Origin of the sequence: Salinimicrobium sediminis (assembly GCF_900215295.1) — a bacterium.
Classification (GTDB): Bacteria; Bacteroidota; Bacteroidia; order Flavobacteriales; family Flavobacteriaceae; genus Salinimicrobium; species Salinimicrobium sediminis.
The window spans coordinates 71,995-90,172 of sequence record NZ_OCMF01000002.1; the positions used below are offsets into that span (position 1 = coordinate 71,995).

The window sequence follows — 18,178 nt, forward strand, 5'->3', positions numbered from 1 at the left end:
AAATACCTGTATGAAAAACTTTATAAATAATCTTTATAAAAATCAGGACCTGTTTTACAAGGTTTTTCTATTTCTTCTTACCACTTTTCTGATTGTCTACATTTTTCCCAAAGGAGGTAAATTCAAATATGAAATTCCAAAAGGAAAACCCTGGCAGTATGAAAATTTATATGCTCCCTTCGATTTTGCCATTTTAAAGGCTCCTGAAGAAATCGCTGCCGAAGAAGGTGAAATTAGGGAAAATCATACCCCGTATTACGACCTGGATCCCGAAGTGGCCGGGGATGTACGTGCCAATCTGGAAGAGAGGTTTAGCCGAATTTTTCCCGATACTTTAAGGAGATCTGAAAATCGCAGACTCCGTAGTTTTATTGAAAAGATTTCAGCAGAGATATTTGACAGAGGTTTGCTTCAGGAAATTGTGCCCCGCGAACCACAACAGCTTATTTATTTAAGGGAGGGCAATGAGGTTACCGAGATCACTTACGAAAACATTCTGAAACTTAACCAAGTAAGAGACTTTCTTAACCGGAAGATAGATCAGGCGCAGCTTCAAAATTTCAGGGAAGAATTAATAGGGCTTTTCTTTGATTCCATTAAGCCCAATGTCAGCTTTAATGAATCCCTTACCCAGAGCGAACTAAAAAGTAAACTTAACCAGATCTCCTACACCCGTGGAAGTGTAGAGCGGGGAACTATTATTGTGGCCAAAGGAGAGATCGTGGAAGGGGATAAACTGCAAACCCTAAACTCTTTAAAGGCTGAGTATGAGTCCCAGGTTTGGAGTGAAGCCAATTATAATTGGGTGATCGTAGGATATACCTTGCTGGTGTTTCTTGCTCTGTTGATGTTGATGCTTTTTATTAGGAAATACCGATATGATATTTTTCAGAATAATATTAAAGTAACCTTTATATACTTTAATGTTGCACTAATGGTGCTGCTTACCGTGCTTGTGATCAACTTCAATGTAGAATATGTTTATGTAGTACCCCTATGTATTCTTCCCCTTACTATTAAAGGTTTCTTTGATTCCCGGCTTGGTTTGTTTACCCACGTTATAACCGTATTGCTGCTTGGTTTCATCGTGCCCGACAGCTATGAATATATGTTTCTGCAAATTATTGCAGGAATTGTCACTATACTCACTGTTTCAGAATTATACAAAAGAGCAAACCTGTTTATCACAGTGGGACAAATAACCCTGGTGTACATAGTTTCCTATTTTGCCTTCACTGTAATACAGGAAGGTTCTATATATGAAGTGGAGACTGAAACATTTTTAATGTTTCTTCTTGGTGGCCTGGCAACTCTTTTTGTGCAGCCATTGATCTATGCTTATGAAAAGCTCTTTGGTTTGATCTCAGACATGTCTCTGCTGGAACTTTCCGATACCAATACCAAATTGCTTAAGGAGCTTTCAGACAAAGCTCCGGGGACTTTCCATCATTCCCTTAATGTAGCCAACTTGGCTGAAGCTGCAGCGAATGAGATCAATGCAAATTCTATGTTGGTTAGGGTAGGGGCGCTTTACCATGATATTGGAAAAATGCAGAATCCCACCTATTTTACCGAAAATCAAACCACTTCTGTTAATTCTCATGATGAATTAGCACCCAGGGAAAGTGCACAGATCATTATAGAGCACGTGATCAACGGGATCGAAACAGCTAAAAGGAGAAATCTGCCAGACAGGGTGATAGATTTTATTCGCACCCATCATGGAACCACAACAGTTTACTACTTCCTGCAAAAGGCTAAAGATGAAGACGGGGAAGTAAATGAAGAAGATTTCAGGTATCCGGGACCATTACCTTTTAGTAAGGAAACTGCAATTCTAATGATGTGTGACAGCGTGGAAGCAGCAAGTAGAAGTATTAAAGAACCTACTTCTAAAGTTATCGATGATTTTGTCGAAAAGATCATAAATAAGCAGATGAAAGAAGGACAGTTCCTAAATTCTGATATCACATTTATGGAAATTCAGCAGGTGAAAAAGGTCCTAAAGCGAAAACTGAAGAATATCTACCACCTGCGAATTGAATATCCCGAATAGATTGGCTACCAAATGTTGACAATCTCAACTTCCCCATCCCTGAAGTGAAATTTATCACCCACCTTTTTCTCCTCCAGTTCTTTGTAGATAGGAGCTTCGGTTGAAATAGCGTAAACACTGCTGCCGCTGCTTAGTTGAACTTCTCCAAGAGGGACAGAAACAAAATAATACTGATTTTTTGTTTCTACCACACTTCCCGGTCTTACTACTTCACTGCGATGATCAATGTCAAGGTTGGCCAGGGTTTCTTTCATATTGCGTACCCTGTCCAGATAAGCCGAATTTTTCTCGTACTCGGTAAGCATTTCTCCCTTATTACCATATTCATCGAAATCTGGGTGAAATTTATTCTGCTCATTCTGGCCAGATATTGAATCTAATTTTTCGTTATACTGGTCAATTCGCTCATTGACTAAATCAATGCATTTATTGTATAATTCCTGTTTATTAATACTCATTACTATGGGTTTTCTTTAAAATTAGCCAACAGCTATTTCAAAAAAGAACAATTAGCAAAAGTTTAATAATTGCATGGGTTAAACAGCAAACTGAGCGTCCAGGAGCTGGATGTTGCTCTGTATTCCTTCCCTTACCAGGTTCATCATTCTCTTGTTAAGAGCAGAAGAATTGGTAATGTAGAATCGATATTCGTCAATGGTGAACTGGCCTATGATCATTCCTTTCAGACTATTCCGGAATTTAATGTCCTTCTGCACTGCATTTTCAATGTAATTGAGTCTTTTCTCCACGTTCATTTCGTAGAACACATTCTTGTGCTTCTGAACATAATTGCGAAAAGCCTCCAAAAGCAGGTCGTTCTGCAAAAGGATCACCGGGCGTAAAGTTTTATTCTGAAAACTTTCATGGGGTAGCGTAGTGGGAGTAATCACAGCCGATTCTATTACCGGTCTTGAGTCAAGTAGGTTTTTATCTCGCGGTTCCATAACAGGGTTTTTACTAAAGATAGGAAAAGAAGGGCCCTGCAAGAGCTTCTTCCTATAACTTTTATAAACGGGTTGTGAACAATCGGGCTTCCGTTAAATTCCTATAAATAGTTTCCATTCCTTAAGGCTTCTTTTTACCTTTAAAAAAAGCCACATTTATGATCATTTCTCAAAATCCATATACCGGTGAAACCCTTAAAGAACATCGGGAATTTTCTTCTGAAGATATATCTAATGCTCTCGAAAAGGCCGATTCCCAATTTAAGGAATGGAAAGGCACCAGTTTTTCTCATCGCTCTAAACTTATGCTGAAGGCTGCTGAAGAGCTGAAGAAAAACAAACAGGAGTATGCCGAAACCATTACACGGGAAATGGGGAAACCTATTACACAATCTATAGCTGAAGTCGAAAAATGTGCCTGGGTGTGTGAATATTATGCCGAAAGAGCTGAAAAGCAGCTTGCTGCTGAAAAGATCGATACTGATGCGAAAGAGAGCTATGTGAATTATTCTCCCCTGGGAGTAGTACTCGCCATCATGCCATGGAATTACCCTTTTTGGCAGGTTTTCAGGTTTGCAGCGCCGGCGCTCATGGCCGGAAATGTGGGAGTGCTTAAACATGCCAGTAACACAATGATGTGCGGCGAAAAAATAGAACAAGTATTCTTACGGGCAGGTTTTCCCGAAGGCTGCTTTCAAAATCTCCTTATTGGCAGTAAAAAAGTTGAAGAAGTTTTAGTAGACGAACGCGTGAAGGCGGTAACTCTTACTGGCAGCGGTGGTGCAGGTGGTGCCGTAGCCTCTACAGCGGGGAAGCATATAAAGAAATCTGTATTGGAACTTGGTGGTAGTAATGCGCTGGTAGTCTTCGAGGATGCCGATCTAAAGGAGGCACTGGAAACTGCTGTGCAGGCACGATTCCAAAATACCGGGCAAAGCTGTATCGCAGGGAAAAGACTTTTGCTGCATAAGAACATTGCCGGGGAATTCACTTCCCGATTTGTGGAAAAGGTGAAAGCATTAAAAGCAGGAGACCCTATGGAGGAGGAAACCTATATTGGAGTTCAGGCCAGAGAGGATCTTGCGAAGGATGTCGAGAAGCAGGTAAACGAATCGGTTAAAATGGGAGCAAAGATCTTAACGGGAGGGGTACGAAAAAAGGCATTTTTCGCACCTACTGTTTTAGATAAGGTCACCACAGAAATGCCGATGTTTAACGAAGAAACCTTTGGGCCTGCCATTGGAATTACAACTTTTGAAACCGAAGAAGAGGCTTTGAAACTTATCAACAAGACTCAGTTTGGTCTTGGGGTATCTTTATTTACTCAGGATCATGAGCGGGTTAAGAGATTGATCCCGCAAATAGAAGATGGAGCCGTCTTTGTGAATGAGCTCGTAAAAAGTGATCCCCGTTTGCCTTTTGGAGGAACTAAAAAGTCTGGTTATGGACGGGAATTATCTCAGTTTGGGATTAGGGAATTTGTAAATATTCAGACGGTTTATATTAAATAGAGAACCATGCCAAAGCAGAACATTGCGGTCACAACAGACTGTGTAATATTTTTAAACGAAGGGGAGGGATTTAAGGTGCTTCTGGTTCAAAGGAATTCAGATCCCTATAGAGGAAAGTGGGCTTTACCCGGAGGCTTCCTGGAAGAGGAAGAAACCCTGGAAGCCGGCGCAAAAAGGGAGCTTCAGGAAGAAACGGGGTTAAAGATTAAAAATCTGAGACAATTAAGAGCCTTTGGAAAACCGGGGCGGGATCCCAGGGGAAGAACCATAAGTATTCCCTTTTTTGGAGAGGTAACTTCAGAAGAAAAAGTAAAGGGAGCTGATGATGCTGCAGATGCTCAATGGTTTTACCTGAAGGAACTGCCCGATTTGGCTTTTGATCATGCAGAGATTCTGCAGGAAGCCAGGAACAAGTATTTTTCAGTAAAAGAATAATTAATCCCAGAATAATAAAAAATGAGATTCCACACCCGTAAATGGATCAAACCCCAGGACCTAAATCCAAATGGAACTTTGTTTGGGGGTCGACTTCTCGAATGGATCGATGAGGAAGCAGCTTTATACGCGATAATTCAGCTGGAAAATCCAAGGACGGTAACTAAATTTATGAGCGAAATTGACTTCAGGAGTTCGGCCACGGAAGGTGACATTATTGAAATTGGAATGGATGTGGTTAAATTTGGTACCGCTTCTATCACCCTTCGCAGCGAGGTGCGGAACAAAATGACCCGGGAAGTGATCATCAGCATTGACAGGATCGTCATGGTTGCTCTTGATGATAATGGAAAAGCCAAACCGCACGGAAAAACCCAGGTTGAATTCGTAAAAGACCGGCTTAAGGAATAGTTATTCTTTACCTTCAGCCTTTTCTTTCTGGTCCTTTTCTACTTCTTTTTCAATTTGCTTTTCCGCTTCCTTTAATTCATCTTTTGTTGGCGGAGATGCCTTTTGGACGGCACCTTTAGAAGGTTCTAAGCTCAGTTTGGCGTAAAATGGAAAATGATCTGAGCCTACATGGTTACCAACTTTGATCTTTACCAGACGAAAATCTTCAGAAACAAATAGATGGTCAAGCGGCCAACGCATTATCCAACTATCGGCGTTGAAAGTGTTATAAAATCCTCTGCCAATTCGTGGATCCAAAAGCCTGCTTACACTTTTAAACAGCTGAGTTGTTTCTGACCAGGCAACATCATTAAAATCTCCTGCCACTATTACCGGAAGCTCTGCATTTTTTGACCTTTTGGCCACCATCATCATTTGCGCATCCCGATCGGTTGAAGAGCCGTCATGTGGAGGCATGGGTGGGGTAGGATGAATGACATGAAGTTGAACCAGTTCCCTGGAAGGTAAAACTATGCGCGCATGCATAGAGGGGATGCTGTCTTCCAATAAGAATTCAATTTTTTGATCCTGAAGTTCCAGTCTTGAATATACAAGCATTCCGTAGGTATTGTCCAGCGGCATCTCCATTCTATATTCATAACCAAAGCCTTGGAGGCCTTTGCGCAATTCATTTTGCCATTTTTCATTGGTTTCAGTAAAGATGAGGACATCGGGTTTCCAGATGAAAACTTCATTGATTACCTTCCCATACTCCTCGTTTTTTTGTAACACATTGATGGAAAGTAAATCAATACTCCGGGCCGGCACAGTGGCCGTGTTCTCTTTTAATTCTTCTTCGGCAAAAGGAGTATAGGGATAAATTTTTAACAGTTGCAGCAAAAAACATCCCCCCAGGACAAAAATGAAGGTATAGTCTCTCCAGCTTCGCAGATCAAATCTAAAGAAGTACACCAGTAGTGCTACCAGGGTAAGAATGGTCAGTTGTACATGTGGATAGTCGAACATCCTTATCCACCAGTAATCTGCAGCAACAAAAGGAAACAGGGAAAGTATAACTGCCAGGATCCCAAAACCCTGGAGAAATGGTTTTAATTGCATTTTCTAATAAAATTGTAGGTGAAGGTAAGTACTTCCCGTAAAAGATGGTGGAATTTTAAGAATTTGCTTGGTAAATTATTTCGAAAATCAGATACTTTCCCTGGACATTTCCCTAACCGCCTTAATAATATCATCCCCGGAAGGCGATTCGAAAAGCTGCAGGTCGAAATAGGGTACAGCAGCAATGAGGTGGTCAAAAATATCTGCTGTTATTGCTTCATAAAATTCCCAGCGTTTATCTTTACTAAAACAGTAAATCTCGATTGGTATTCCCTGAGTAGTGGGAGCAAGATGTCTTACCATCATTGTCATTTCCTGATTTAACTGCGGATGGGCTTTTAAATAGGATAAGGCATATTGACGAAAGACTCCGAGATTGGTTTGATGTCTTCCGTTCAGGAGGTGTTTTTTATTTACCCCCATCTGGAGATTATAGTTGTTGATCTCTTCCTGCCGTTCTTTTATGTAAGGCGCAATCAATCCAAATTCTTTAAATTTTTCGATATCATTTTCATTTACAAACCTAATAGAACTCTGTTTGATATTGATAGCTCTTTTAATGCGCCTCCCCGGAGAGTCCTGCATTCCGCGCCAGTTATGGAAGGAATCAGCAATTAGATTGTATGTTGGAATGGTGGTATAGGTGTTATCCCAGTTCTGGACCCGGACGGTAGCCAGATTGATCTCTGTTACAAATCCATCTGCTCCATATTTACTGAAGGTGATCCAGTCCCCAATACGCACAATATCATTCACCGAAACCTGGATCGAAGCAATAAAACCCAGAATTGTATCTTTAAAAATAAAAAGGATGATTGCTGAAGCGGCTCCCAGGGAAAGTAAAAATCCGAGTACAGATCTACCTGTGAGCTCAGAAAAAATAAAAATAAAGCCTATTGACCAGAAGACGATCATTAATACCTGGGTATAACTTTCTATAGGTTTATCCCGGTATTTTTCATGCCGCTTTAAATAATTGGTGGTGGTACGCAACAAACTGCGGCAGATCAAAACGATCAAAATGATAATATAAATATCCACCAGGGTTTCAAAAACCTTGAGCAGTTGAGGATATTCCTCAAAAGTGATCGGTACTGCCACTATAAGCAAAAGCAGCGGAAAAATATTACTTATATACCTCGGGAAATTACTTTTAACCAGGAAGTCATCAAAAGTGGTTTTGGTCTTATCTGTAAATCTTTTAAAAGCTGTGAGGAGAATGGTCTTTGTGATATAATGGATTAAATACCATAAGACAAAAACAATGGCTATGTTGATCAACATGTTCAGGAATTGAGCTATATCCTCATCCATTCCCTGTTCAATAAATCTTTTGGCTAAGAAATCGCTGAAATATTTTAATTTCTCGCGCATTAATTACAAATATTTTTTTTCTACATAAAAAGGCCCCAGGGGAAGAACAGAACTTGCGCAAATAATAGCCAGCGTTTTTAAGTTCCATTCCATTGGCTTGTACAACAGCAAGGCACCAAATATATAGGCGACAAAAAGAATTCCGTGAGCCATACCTACTGATTGAACCATTTGAGGAGCATCCCAAATGTATTTAAGCGGCATGGCGATCAATAGCAGAACCAAAAAAGATATTCCTTCTAAAATACTTATCCATTTAAAGATCTTTACCTGAGATTCCAGTGACATAATTATCAATTTTTATGGTTGCAAATATACTTCAAACCAGTGTAAATCTTACACTTAAAAGCATGTCTTTTATAGCATTTTTAACCGGTTAAATAAGACACTTTCAGAATTAACCTTAAGGGTATAGTTGAGGAAAAAATAATAGTATTTTCTTCTTAAAGTGCCTGTACAAAAGCAGGTGTTTTCTTAATTTGCGGCATATTCAGAAAAATAGAAATGAGCAAAAGAATTTTAGTGACAGGCGGTCTGGGATATATTGGATCCCATACCGTGGTTGCACTACAGGAAAAAGGATTTGAAGTAGTTATTATAGATAACCTTTCTAATTCCTCGTTGGAGGTATTGGGCGGAATTACCCGTATTACCAAGATCTCGCCCCAATTTGAAAAAATTGATCTTCGTGAAAGACATGACGTAAGTAACTTTTTTGACAAGTATCAGGATATAGACGGAGTTATTCACTTTGCAGCTTCCAAAGCAGTAGGGGAAAGTGTGGAAAATCCTTTGCTATACTATGAGAACAACCTGAATACTCTAATCTATTTATTGCAGCAGCTTAAGGAAAAGGAGACTCCAAAAATTATTTTTAGCTCCTCATGTACCGTCTATGGACAGGCTGACGAATTGCCTATTACTGAAAACGCACCTGTTAAAAAAGCAGAATCACCTTATGGGAATACAAAACAAATAGGGGAGGAGATCATTGCCGATACCTGTAAAGTAACTTCACATTTAAAAGCGATCTCTCTCAGGTATTTTAATCCCATAGGCGCTCATCCATCTGCCCATATTGGAGAATTGCCTATTGGTACTCCTCAAAATCTTGTGCCTTTTATCACTCAAACCGCTGCCGGTATAAGGGAAAAATTATCTGTTTTTGGACAAGATTATCCAACACCGGACGGAACCTGCATAAGAGATTACATCCACGTAATGGACCTGGCCAGAGCACATGTGGTTGCCCTTGAAAGAATTATACATGGCGAGCAGTCTGAAAATTATGAAGTTTTCAATCTGGGTACCGGAAAAGGAAATTCGGTGCTGGAGGCCATTCAGGCTTTTGAAAAAGTATCGGGACAAAAATTACCATATGATTTTGCTCCAAGAAGAGAAGGTGATATTACTGCAGCATATGCCGATACCACCAAAGCCAATGAAGTGCTTAAATGGAAAGCAGAGTATGGTATAGAAGAAGCAATGCAGAGTGCCTGGAAATGGCAGCAAGAACTTCAAAAGAAACAAAAAGAGGAGATATAAAAAAGAAACTGTCTAAAATATAAGCTTAAAGGCTAATTCAAACTTTTGGAAATCTTCTTAAGAAGATTGTAAGACCTATTTTCATATGGTCGCAGAGGGGATTTACATTTTAGACAGTTTTTAAGTTTTTCTAATTCACAATGAACGCATGGATCACTCCGGGTAACCAACCAATTAAAGTCAGGATAATGCTAATTAAGAGTGTGGTTCCTACTCCATGGTTCAGGTATACAGCAAGAGGTGGTAATAGGATGTTCAAAATTATAGTTAGCATATTTCTTTTTTTATATGGTTATACTACCAAATTAGTGATAAATTCTTAAAAAAAATTCGGATATTATTGGTTTAGCTTGATTTTAACATGCAGATTTTTAATCTATTAAGAGGGATCATTGATGAAGTCAGGGCTGACGTGGGTTCAGCATTCAGCAGTTAATTGGATTGTGCATTTTCCCTATCTTCGCAAAAAATTGTGCTATGACATTTAAGGAACTGGGAGTTTCAGAAGATATTATTAAAGGATTAGAGGAAATGGGTATCCATACCCCTACCGGAATCCAGGAAGCTGCCATTCCGGTACTTACAGAAGGGGCGGTTGACTTTGTGGGACAGGCACAAACGGGAACAGGAAAGACTGCGGCCTTTGGGCTGCCGTTACTTGCTCAAATTGACCCTTCTAAAGAAGAAGTACAGGCGCTTATTCTTGCTCCCACCCGGGAACTCGGTCAGCAAATTGCACGACAATTATTCAAATTCACAAAGTACAGCGATAAGATCTTTACTGAAGCGGTTTATGGGGGAGAAAAGATCGACATTCAAATCGCCCGATTAAACCGTCCTACCCAGATTGTAGTCGCCACTCCGGGCCGGTTAATTGACCTTATGAAAAGAAAGGCAGTCGATATTCGAAAGATCAAAACTCTAATTCTTGACGAGGCAGATGAAATGCTAAGTATGGGTTTTAAAAATGACCTCACGACTATTCTTGAAGCCACGGCTTCAAAGGAGCGAAATGTGTGGTTATTTTCCGCAACTATTCCCCAGGACCTCAATGAGATCATCAACAAGTATGTCAACAAAGGAGCCCGCAGAGTACATATAGATAAGCAGGATGCGGTGAATACCGGTATCCAACATCAGTTTGTCTCTGGTGACGATAACAGTAAACTTGATACTCTTTCTTACTTCCTTAAATCTATGGGTAAAAAAAGAGGGATCATCTTTACTAAAACCAAAACTGCCGCGCGAACACTTTCCAAACAACTGGCAGCCAAAAATTATGAGGTAGGTTTATTGGAGGGAGACATGCTGCAGAAAGACCGTGACAAGGTGATGAGGGCTTTTAAAAACAAGAATTTGAGGCTGTTGGTATCAACAGATGTTGCTGCCCGGGGCATTGATGTAGAAAATCTGGCTTTTGTTGTACATTATCAAATGCCAGATCAAACCGATTACTATACCCACCGCAGCGGTCGTACTGCAAGAGCCGGTAAAACAGGTGTTTCTCTTGCTCTTGTAAATCAATATGAGCTTAAGAAAATACGGCAAATGGAAAGGGAATTGGGAATAAGGTTTACCCAGATAAGGTAGTTACAAAAGATCACAGGATTCCTTATCCAGCTCCGTCTCTATAGTGTAATGATCAAATTTGTATTCCTGCAGCACATTTTTGACATCCCGCTTCACATCGAGCAACTGCTGAAAATGGCTGATGTTTTTTAGTTTTATATGAGTTGTGAAAACGTGATCTGTTCCTTCCAGTGACCACACATGCATATGATGAAGAGAGGCAATATTTGGTAGGGCCTCCAGCTTTTGTTCGATCTCCTGTAGATCGATCTCTTTTGGCACCCCCTGAAGAAAAATAAATAAGGTTTCCTTTAATCTCTTAAAGACATTCCATAAAATATATAAAGTAATAAGCAGAGAAAGTGCAGGGTCGAGGTACGGCGTTTCATAAAAGTGAAGAATAATCGCTACGATAAGAACAGCTATCCACCCCAGCACATCTTCGATAAGATGCCATGAAACTACTTTCTCATTCACGGAAGTTCCTTTAGAAAGCTTCCAGGCTGCAAAGCCGTTTACCGCAACACCTACGATCGCAAAGATCAACATTCCGCCCGCATCAGAATATTCAGGTTCTACAAGTCGGGAAATAGCTTCAGTAATTACATAAATGGAACCGGCAATAAGCACAAGGCTGTTTATGAGGGCACCTAAAAGAGAAAATCGTTTGTAACCAAAACTGAATTTTGCATCTCGTTTCTGTTGGGATTTATTCTGAAGATACCAGGAAGTGCCAAGGGAAATAGTATCCCCCAGGTCATGTATAGCATCCGAAATTATGGCGACGCTATTTACATAAAATCCGCCTATAAGTTCAAAGACAGTAAAAGCGGCATTAAGAAAAAATGCCAGTTTAAGATTCCTGCCCGAAGAATGATCGTGGTGGTGGTGGCCATTACCCATAAAAAATCCCGTATTTATTGGAATTCCAAAAATACGGGATTTGTAAAGGATTTAGAGGAAGTGATCCTCACAAATATTTTATACGATCTTAAAGATCACCAATGCGTAGCCATAGAATCTTATGAACCTGAGCAGGCCAAACAAAAGATAATACCTGAATTTATAATTGATTATACCTGCCGCCACACTGGTTATAGCAAAAGGAATAGGTAAAAGGGCACCAACTACAATTAAAAAACCACCCCACTTTTCGGTGTTCTTAATGTGTTTGGACATTTTGGTTTCCATGGTGCGGTGTACCGCAGGTATCCTTGTAATTGCTTTACCAATCCAATAGGAAATGATACCACCAACATAAGAAGCTAACGCCAGGAAACTAAGGAAAAGTACAGGCATGGCAGATTTTCCCGCCCACGCTATAAAAAGTTCGGGAGGAACCAGACCCAATCCTATAGATTCTGAAGCCAGGAAAACAGAGATGATTCCCAGGGGAGAAAAAGTTTCGGTAACGGTGACCAGAACACTGTTGATGTTGATCACATACTCATTAATGGCAAATAAGGCAGCTAAAAAAAGAATGACCGGTAAGATCGCTTTTTTTAAACTTGTACCTACAAATCTGTAAAATCCTGTGTAACTATAATATTGGTGTAGTAATTTCCAACGTGGTTTCTTATTCAATACAACTTCATTTTTCTTCTTCATTTTCAATCGGTAATTAAAAAGCTTCTTTTCTCAAAGCTATTCAATTATTAAGCCACATCCACCAAACGAAAGGTTAATTCTCTTCTGCGTAGGCGATTAAGTTATCACGGTATTCCTTAAGATCGATTTCGTTAAGCTTATTATTGGATTCCGCAATTAAAGAAAGCAGGTAATCCAGGCTTTCTTTGGGATCAACGTCATTCGCTTCAGGATTGTCGGCTTCAAAATCTTCAAGAGGCTCATCTTCAGGAATAGGAATATCAAAAGTCTGGTAGGTTTCGATATGCTCATAAGTAAGCCTGATCACCTTTGCCAGGAGAGGATTCTTTTCTTCAATGGCATAAGGACGCAATTCCTTAAGATCGTCAACAATTGTGTTGATTATAATGCCATTGCGCATAAGGTCGCGCTGTATTTTATTCAGAAGTTTTTGTGCCTTTTGATTTTCCAACGTAAAGAATTTTGATAAAACAATTAATCATCCCTCAAAAAAGCACATTTTCAGGAGCTTTTCAGGAGGTTGCAAAGATAATTGATTCTCCCTGTAATTTGTATTACTTCCTTCAAAGATTTTTGCTTCTGAAGTTAAAATTTTTAAAATCCTCTGCCTTCTGAAGAATTAACAAAGGCTTACGAGACTCTCTTTGAAAATGGAGCAGAGTTGTGGTAATTTTATGGTGAAAAATAAAAATCATGGAGAATTTAAATAATAAAGTAGCTTTTGTCACCGGCGGAAGCAAGGGAATAGGATATGGGGTTGCCGCAGCGCTTTCAGCAATGGGAGTTCGTGTGGGAATCACCAGCCGTAATAAAGCTGAAGCCGAAAAAGCAGCTAAAGAGATCACCGCTTCTGGAAAAGGTGAGGTGATAGGCATTGAAGCCGATGTAAGGGATTTCGAAAGTCAGAAAAGAGCTATTCAGCAGGTAACCGATAAATGGGGACAACTGGATGTGCTCGTTGCAAATGCCGGAGTGGGACATTTTGGTTCTATTGAAGAACTAACTCCCGAGCAATGGCAGCAAACCATTGATACCAACCTTACCGGAGTCTTCTACAGTTTAAAAGCAGCTATCCCGGAACTAAAAAAGAGCAAAGGTTACATCTTTACGATCTCCAGCCTGGCTGGGACAAATTTCTTTGCGGGAGGTACAGCATACAATGCCAGTAAATTTGGAGTTACCGGTTTCACCCAGGCCGCTATGCTCGATCTAAGGAACTATGATATTAAAGTTACTACCATAATGCCGGGTTCTGTTGCGACTCATTTCAACGATCACAATCCTTCAGAGGAAGATGCGTGGAAGATCCAAAAAGAAGATATTGGAGAATTAGTGGTTGATCTTTTAAAGATGAATCAACGGGCGTTGCCGAGTAAGATCGAAATAAGGCCAACAAAACCGCCGCAAAAGTAATTCTACAGAGGTTTCAAAAAGGAGGTTTTTAAGCCTCCTTTTTTGATGTCTTTAGGTGAACAGCTTGTGCCAGTTCCACAATTTTATCGGCTATGGAGAGCCAGGCTTCTTCCTGCAGGAGATGTTTAGATCGCAGCAAATGAATTTCTCTTAAACCTGCTGCTTTTTTGATCTCCTCTCCATAGGTTTCAAGCGTAAGAGCAGGATCTTTACTACCCCAAACCGCCTGTACAGGATAATTCACATTTTGAACTGCTTTTAAACACAGCTCCCTGAATTCGGGAGACTTATCAAAGTTGCGCATGATCTTCAAAAACGCCTTTCCCTGATCGTCTTTTTTCAGAAGGTCTATATAGGCGTTTATTTCTGAGCTTGATATCCTGGAGGTATTTATTACGCCCACACTTTTGAACATTACCGGCCAGGTGAGGTGCGTCATCATTTTTAATTCTGCTTCTCCCAAAACCCTTTTTTCAAAAGGTTTCATAAAAACAGGTTTATGGAAATTGACCACATCTATCCAGGTGTTGAGAATGGTGAGGGACATGATCCTGTTAGCATGACGGGCAGCCAGGGCGAATCCTATTGGTCCTCCCACATCGTGCACCACCAGGTGAAATTTCTTTAACTTAAGAGCCTTGGCGGCTTTATAGATAAAATCTGCCAGGTTGGAGAAGGAGTAATCGAAATCCTTTGGGCGGTCTGTAAGGCCCAGCCCGGGGAGATCAATACTCACTCCTTTATATCCTTTTTTTTCAAGGGATCGCAGTACTTTTCTGTAAAGAAATGAAGAGGTGGGGACGCCGTGAATACACAAAACGGTTTCTCCACGGCCATATTTTAAGGCGAATGTTCTAATACCATCTACATCAAAATAAGTTCCCGAAGCTTCATGCTCCTTAATCACCTCTGCTACAGATCTTTCCTTTTTTGCCATAGATGCTCCTATTTTTGAAGCAGTCTTAGCAGTTCTCTCGCAGCTTTTTCTGAAGATGCAGGATTCTGGCCGGTGACAAGTTTTCCATCTACCATTACATAAGAGCTCCAGTCATCGCCTTTGCTGTAATTGGCTCCCATCTGATTCATTTTGTCCTCCACAAGAAATGGAACTACATTGGTAAGACCTACAGCTTCTTCTTCAGAATTTGCAAAGCCGGTAACATTTTTACCTCTAACAAAAGGTTCTTTATGCTCCTCTACATTTCCTAAAACTCCCGGTGCATGACATACAAAAGCCATAGGCTTCATCTGCCGGTTAAATTCCTCAATGAGAGCAATAGATTTCAAATCATTGGCAAGGTCCCAAAGCGGGCCGTGCCCCCCGGGATAAAAAACTCCGTCAAATTCTGATGCGTCTACATCTTCCAGTTTTTTGGTCATAGAAAGCTTCTTTTGCAGCTCCTCATCTTTATCAAAACGTTTGGTGGCTTCGGTTTGAGCATCTTCTGTAGTACTTGCAGGATCGATTGGAGGCTGTCCGCCTTTAGGTGAGGCGAGAACAACTTCTGCACCTGCATCGGCTAATACATAATAGGGAGCCGCAAATTCTTCTACCCAGAAACCTGTTTTTTTTCCTGTATCTCCCAGTTTGTCATGGGAAGTTAGTACCATTAAAATTTTCATAGTTTGTTTTTTTGTTCAGAAATAGCTGAATTTTATCTTTTTTTCAGCTTTGCTTAAAATTACAATGCTCCCTGCCCATAGCCAAGGCTGCTTTACTAATTAAAGGTTAAAAGTGTGATGAAGAACCTATTTTTAAAGAGTTGAAAGGGGCACTATTTTTAAAAGGGTTTAGCTTTGTATAAAATTTCCCGGGGCTTGAACCTTATTCAATATTTAAAAGACTTCTTTAACCTACTTCGTACTGCCGAATTCTCAAAAGGGATCCGTTTTGCCGTGGCAGCAATTGTACCGCTGCTGGTTACGGGTTACTTTGATGTCCTGGAAATTGGAATGGCTATGGCAATCGGGGTTTTGCTCACTTCCCCCAGTGATGTCCCCGGCAGCCTTAGAAGACGGGTAATTGGGATATCCCTGTCTGTTGTTATCGCAGTTTTTGCAACCATAGTTATTGGATTTTCACTTACCCATCCCGTGATCTTCATTCCGGTCCTGGTGCTGCTCACTTTCCATTTTTCCATGATCTCCGTTTTTGGTTTCAGGGCTTCTTTGATAGCATTTTCAGGGTTGTTTGCGGTGGTGTTAAGTATGGCACAGGTAGCTTCTCAAGGTGGAATTGTTCTCCATTCTTTATGGATTGGTGCCGGCGGAATCTGGTACCTGCTTTTTTCATTGGCACTTCATTATTTTTTACGCCGAAGAGAAACAGATCAGCTCCTGGCCGAAGCTTTTGAATTAACAGCAGATTACCTTGATATTCGCGCCCGACTCATGGATGAAAAAGGGGAGAACAATCATCAATTTCAGAAAGAGCTTTTCGATCTTCAAACCTCCATTAATGAAAAACATGAGCTAATAAGAGAAATGCTCATTACCCGGCGCAGAAATTTTGGAAGATCGGGGATGGTGCGAAAGCGGCTTCTAATTTTTATGGAGCTGGTAGATATCCTCGAGCTTAGTATGGCTAACCCGGTGAATTATCAAAGAATGGAGGAACTTTTTAAAGAGCATCCGGAAAAAATAGGCCTTGTAAAAGACTGGAGTTTTATTATGGCAGAAAACCTGCGAATGATAGCAGGTGTGATGTTAGGCAAAAAGAATTCCGGGGATAATGAATCCCTACACCTTAAAAAAGCAGAAATATGGCAGAATTTTGAAGCCTTTGCCACAAACGCAAAATCTTCTGAAGATAATGAGGTGCTGCTGGTTTATAAAAACCTGTTGAACTTTAAAGAAAAGCAATACCAAAAGATCCTTTCCATAGAACGTCTACTTAAGGAGTGGGGAGAGAATAAGGAATTTCGGATCAAAAGAAAGGATGCCGCTAAATTCCTTACCACCCCTGATTATAACCCGAAGACACTTCAAGATCATCTGGATCTAAAGTCTCCCATCTTCAGACATTCCTTAAGACTCACAGTGACTTTGGTTATTGGTTATGCGATAGGAAATTTTTTTGAAGTGCAGAATGCCTACTGGATCCTGCTTACTATTTTGGTGATCATGAGGCCCGGTTATGCCTTAACCCGGGACCGCTTCAAACAGCGGCTGTATGGAACTATTATTGGCGGGGCTATAGCCGTGTCCCTCGTGCTGCTTATTAGAAACCAGGTGATGTACGGTGTTTTCGCAGTAATTTCTCTTATCCTGGCGCACTCCATGATCCAGCGGAATTATAAAACTGCTGCAGCATTTATCACCCTCAACGTTGTTTTTGTATATAGCTTATTAAGACCCGATGTACTGCAGGTGATCCAGTACAGGGTGCTCGACACAGCAGTTGGGGCTTTATTGGCATTTTTGGCTGCCAAGTTTCTGTGGCCAACCTGGGAGTATTCTATGATCCAAAACTTCATCAATGAAAGTATTAAAGCCAATTGCAGTTTTATAAAAGAGATTGAAGCCTATTACCAGAATAAAAACAGGTTGCCCGCTTCATATCGTTTGGCACGTAAACAGGCTTTTTTAGCAATGGGAGATCTCAACGCAGCATTTCAACGCATGGCGCAGGAACCCGGCACCGAAAAAGACCATTTGGAAGCAACTTTTAAGCTTGTTTCCCTTAATCAGGAATTTCTTTCGGGTGCCGCATCTTTAGGAACTTTTATGAGGTCCCATCCTACGACCGAAGCTTCAGAACATTTCAAAAATTACATGACTGCAATTCAGCAGAATTTGGCAGCTTCAGGAGGAAAAAAGGAAGGAGTACACCTTCAGTTTTCCGAAGAGATAAGGAACGCAGAGAGGTTTTATGAAGAGCTTTACAAAAAGCTACTTCAAATGAATAAAGTGAATGAGGAGCGCGAAAAAAAAGGCGTACGCGAAAGGCTGGAGGAGGTACAGATCCTAATGGACCGGTTAAAGTGGCTTTTGGAAATAAGTGAGAATACGAAAAACCTGCAGCTTAAAGAAGCATAAAGCCACCCTTTTGAGGTGGCCTAAAAACATGCTACTAAGAATATTAGAACAGAACTACTTTTTAGTGCTCTGCTTTCCAGATTTGTTATCCGATTTGTGATCGCTCTTTTTTGCAGCGTCTTGTTTTTGTCCGGATTTCTTTTGGTCTTGTGCCATGGTTATAAGTTTTTGATTAA

19 protein-coding genes are annotated in these 18,178 nt (G+C 40.5%); 8 read left to right on the forward strand and 11 right to left on the reverse strand.

Annotation, left to right across the window (positions count from 1 at the left end; all coding sequences use genetic code 11):
* Positions 1-10: 10 nt before the first annotated feature.
* The gene (locus CRO16_RS08100) at positions 11-2,056 is read left to right on the forward strand and encodes an HD family phosphohydrolase (RefSeq protein WP_097055887.1); all 2,046 of its coding nucleotides are present in this window, start codon (positions 11-13) and stop codon (positions 2,054-2,056) included.
* Between the two features lie 5 nt (positions 2,057-2,061).
* Here the strand turns inward: CRO16_RS08100 and CRO16_RS08105 are convergent, their stop codons facing one another.
* Both CRO16_RS08105 and CRO16_RS08110 read right to left on the reverse strand, forming a co-directional pair.
* A complete protein-coding gene (locus tag CRO16_RS08105; RefSeq protein ID WP_097055888.1) occupies positions 2,062-2,514 on the reverse strand; it encodes a transcription elongation factor in 453 nt (150 codons plus the stop codon).
* A 78-nt stretch (positions 2,515-2,592) separates the two neighbouring features.
* A complete protein-coding gene (locus tag CRO16_RS08110; RefSeq protein WP_097055889.1) occupies positions 2,593-3,000 on the reverse strand; it encodes a glyoxalase in 408 nt (135 codons plus the stop codon).
* A 158-nt stretch (positions 3,001-3,158) separates the two neighbouring features.
* Here CRO16_RS08110 and CRO16_RS08115 point away from each other — a divergent pair, with 158 nt between their 5' ends.
* From CRO16_RS08115 to CRO16_RS08125, 3 genes are read left to right on the forward strand one after another with little or no spacing between them, the layout of a single operon-like run.
* The gene (locus tag CRO16_RS08115) at positions 3,159-4,511 is read left to right on the forward strand and encodes an NAD-dependent succinate-semialdehyde dehydrogenase (protein WP_097055890.1); all 1,353 of its coding nucleotides are present in this window, start codon (positions 3,159-3,161) and stop codon (positions 4,509-4,511) included.
* 6 nt (positions 4,512-4,517) lie between these two features.
* The gene (locus tag CRO16_RS08120; RefSeq protein WP_097055891.1) at positions 4,518-4,946 is read left to right on the forward strand and encodes an NUDIX domain-containing protein; all 429 of its coding nucleotides are present in this window, start codon (positions 4,518-4,520) and stop codon (positions 4,944-4,946) included.
* Positions 4,947-4,967: 21 nt separating this feature from the next.
* Entirely contained in the window at positions 4,968-5,357 is a 390-nt protein-coding gene (locus CRO16_RS08125; protein WP_097055892.1) for an acyl-CoA thioesterase, read from the forward strand.
* Here CRO16_RS08125 and CRO16_RS08130 read toward each other — a convergent pair whose 3' ends face one another.
* The 3 genes from CRO16_RS08130 to CRO16_RS08140 all read right to left on the reverse strand — a co-directional run bounded on the left by CRO16_RS08130 (position 5,358) and on the right by CRO16_RS08140 (position 8,117).
* The gene (locus tag CRO16_RS08130) at positions 5,358-6,455 is read right to left on the reverse strand and encodes an endonuclease/exonuclease/phosphatase family protein (protein ID WP_097055893.1); all 1,098 of its coding nucleotides are present in this window, start codon (positions 6,453-6,455) and stop codon (positions 5,358-5,360) included.
* 87 nt (positions 6,456-6,542) lie between these two features.
* Positions 6,543-7,829, reverse strand: coding sequence for a mechanosensitive ion channel family protein (locus CRO16_RS08135; RefSeq protein ID WP_097055894.1), 1,287 nt, complete (start codon positions 7,827-7,829; stop codon positions 6,543-6,545).
* Between the two features lie 3 nt (positions 7,830-7,832).
* Positions 7,833-8,117, reverse strand: coding sequence for a DUF3817 domain-containing protein (locus CRO16_RS08140; RefSeq protein ID WP_097055895.1), 285 nt, complete (start codon positions 8,115-8,117; stop codon positions 7,833-7,835).
* A gap of 216 nt (positions 8,118-8,333) precedes the next feature.
* On the opposite strand from CRO16_RS08140, the gene galE reads away from it, so the two are divergent.
* Positions 8,334-9,374 carry a UDP-glucose 4-epimerase GalE gene (gene galE, locus CRO16_RS08145; RefSeq protein WP_097055896.1) on the forward strand — a complete coding sequence of 347 codons (1,041 nt, stop codon included), beginning with the start codon at positions 8,334-8,336 and terminating at the stop codon, positions 9,372-9,374.
* Positions 9,375-9,504: 130 nt separating this feature from the next.
* Here galE and CRO16_RS08150 read toward each other — a convergent pair whose 3' ends face one another.
* A complete protein-coding gene (locus tag CRO16_RS08150) occupies positions 9,505-9,648 on the reverse strand; it encodes a YqaE/Pmp3 family membrane protein (protein ID WP_093112854.1) in 144 nt (47 codons plus the stop codon).
* A 203-nt stretch (positions 9,649-9,851) separates the two neighbouring features.
* Here CRO16_RS08150 and CRO16_RS08155 point away from each other — a divergent pair, with 203 nt between their 5' ends.
* The gene (locus CRO16_RS08155; protein ID WP_097055897.1) at positions 9,852-10,964 is read left to right on the forward strand and encodes a DEAD/DEAH box helicase; all 1,113 of its coding nucleotides are present in this window, start codon (positions 9,852-9,854) and stop codon (positions 10,962-10,964) included.
* Here the strand turns inward: CRO16_RS08155 and CRO16_RS08160 are convergent, their stop codons facing one another.
* The 3 genes from CRO16_RS08160 to CRO16_RS08170 all read right to left on the reverse strand — a co-directional run bounded on the left by CRO16_RS08160 (position 10,965) and on the right by CRO16_RS08170 (position 13,002).
* Positions 10,965-11,846, reverse strand: a complete 882-nt coding sequence (locus CRO16_RS08160) for a cation diffusion facilitator family transporter (RefSeq protein WP_097055898.1) — start codon at positions 11,844-11,846, stop codon at positions 10,965-10,967.
* Between the two features lie 78 nt (positions 11,847-11,924).
* On the reverse strand, positions 11,925-12,551 hold the full coding sequence (locus tag CRO16_RS08165; protein WP_097055899.1) for a YqaA family protein: 627 nt from the start codon (positions 12,549-12,551) through the stop codon (positions 11,925-11,927).
* Positions 12,552-12,624: 73 nt separating this feature from the next.
* A complete protein-coding gene (locus CRO16_RS08170; protein WP_097055900.1) occupies positions 12,625-13,002 on the reverse strand; it encodes a hypothetical protein in 378 nt (125 codons plus the stop codon).
* A 242-nt stretch (positions 13,003-13,244) separates the two neighbouring features.
* On the opposite strand from CRO16_RS08170, the gene CRO16_RS08175 reads away from it, so the two are divergent.
* Positions 13,245-13,964, forward strand: a complete 720-nt coding sequence (locus CRO16_RS08175; protein ID WP_097055901.1) for an SDR family oxidoreductase — start codon at positions 13,245-13,247, stop codon at positions 13,962-13,964.
* A 28-nt stretch (positions 13,965-13,992) separates the two neighbouring features.
* Here the strand turns inward: CRO16_RS08175 and CRO16_RS08180 are convergent, their stop codons facing one another.
* Both CRO16_RS08180 and CRO16_RS08185 read right to left on the reverse strand, forming a co-directional pair.
* Complete coding sequence (locus CRO16_RS08180; RefSeq protein WP_097055902.1) at positions 13,993-14,901, reverse strand: alpha/beta fold hydrolase; 909 nt, start codon at positions 14,899-14,901, stop codon at positions 13,993-13,995.
* Positions 14,902-14,909: 8 nt separating this feature from the next.
* A complete protein-coding gene (locus CRO16_RS08185) occupies positions 14,910-15,587 on the reverse strand; it encodes a type 1 glutamine amidotransferase domain-containing protein (RefSeq protein ID WP_097055903.1) in 678 nt (225 codons plus the stop codon).
* 195 nt (positions 15,588-15,782) lie between these two features.
* Between CRO16_RS08185 and CRO16_RS08190 the strand changes: the two genes are divergently transcribed.
* Positions 15,783-18,002: an FUSC family membrane protein gene (locus CRO16_RS08190; RefSeq protein ID WP_143544480.1), complete on the forward strand. Its 2,220-nt coding sequence runs from the start codon at positions 15,783-15,785 to the stop codon at positions 18,000-18,002.
* Positions 18,003-18,178 lie beyond the last annotated feature (176 nt).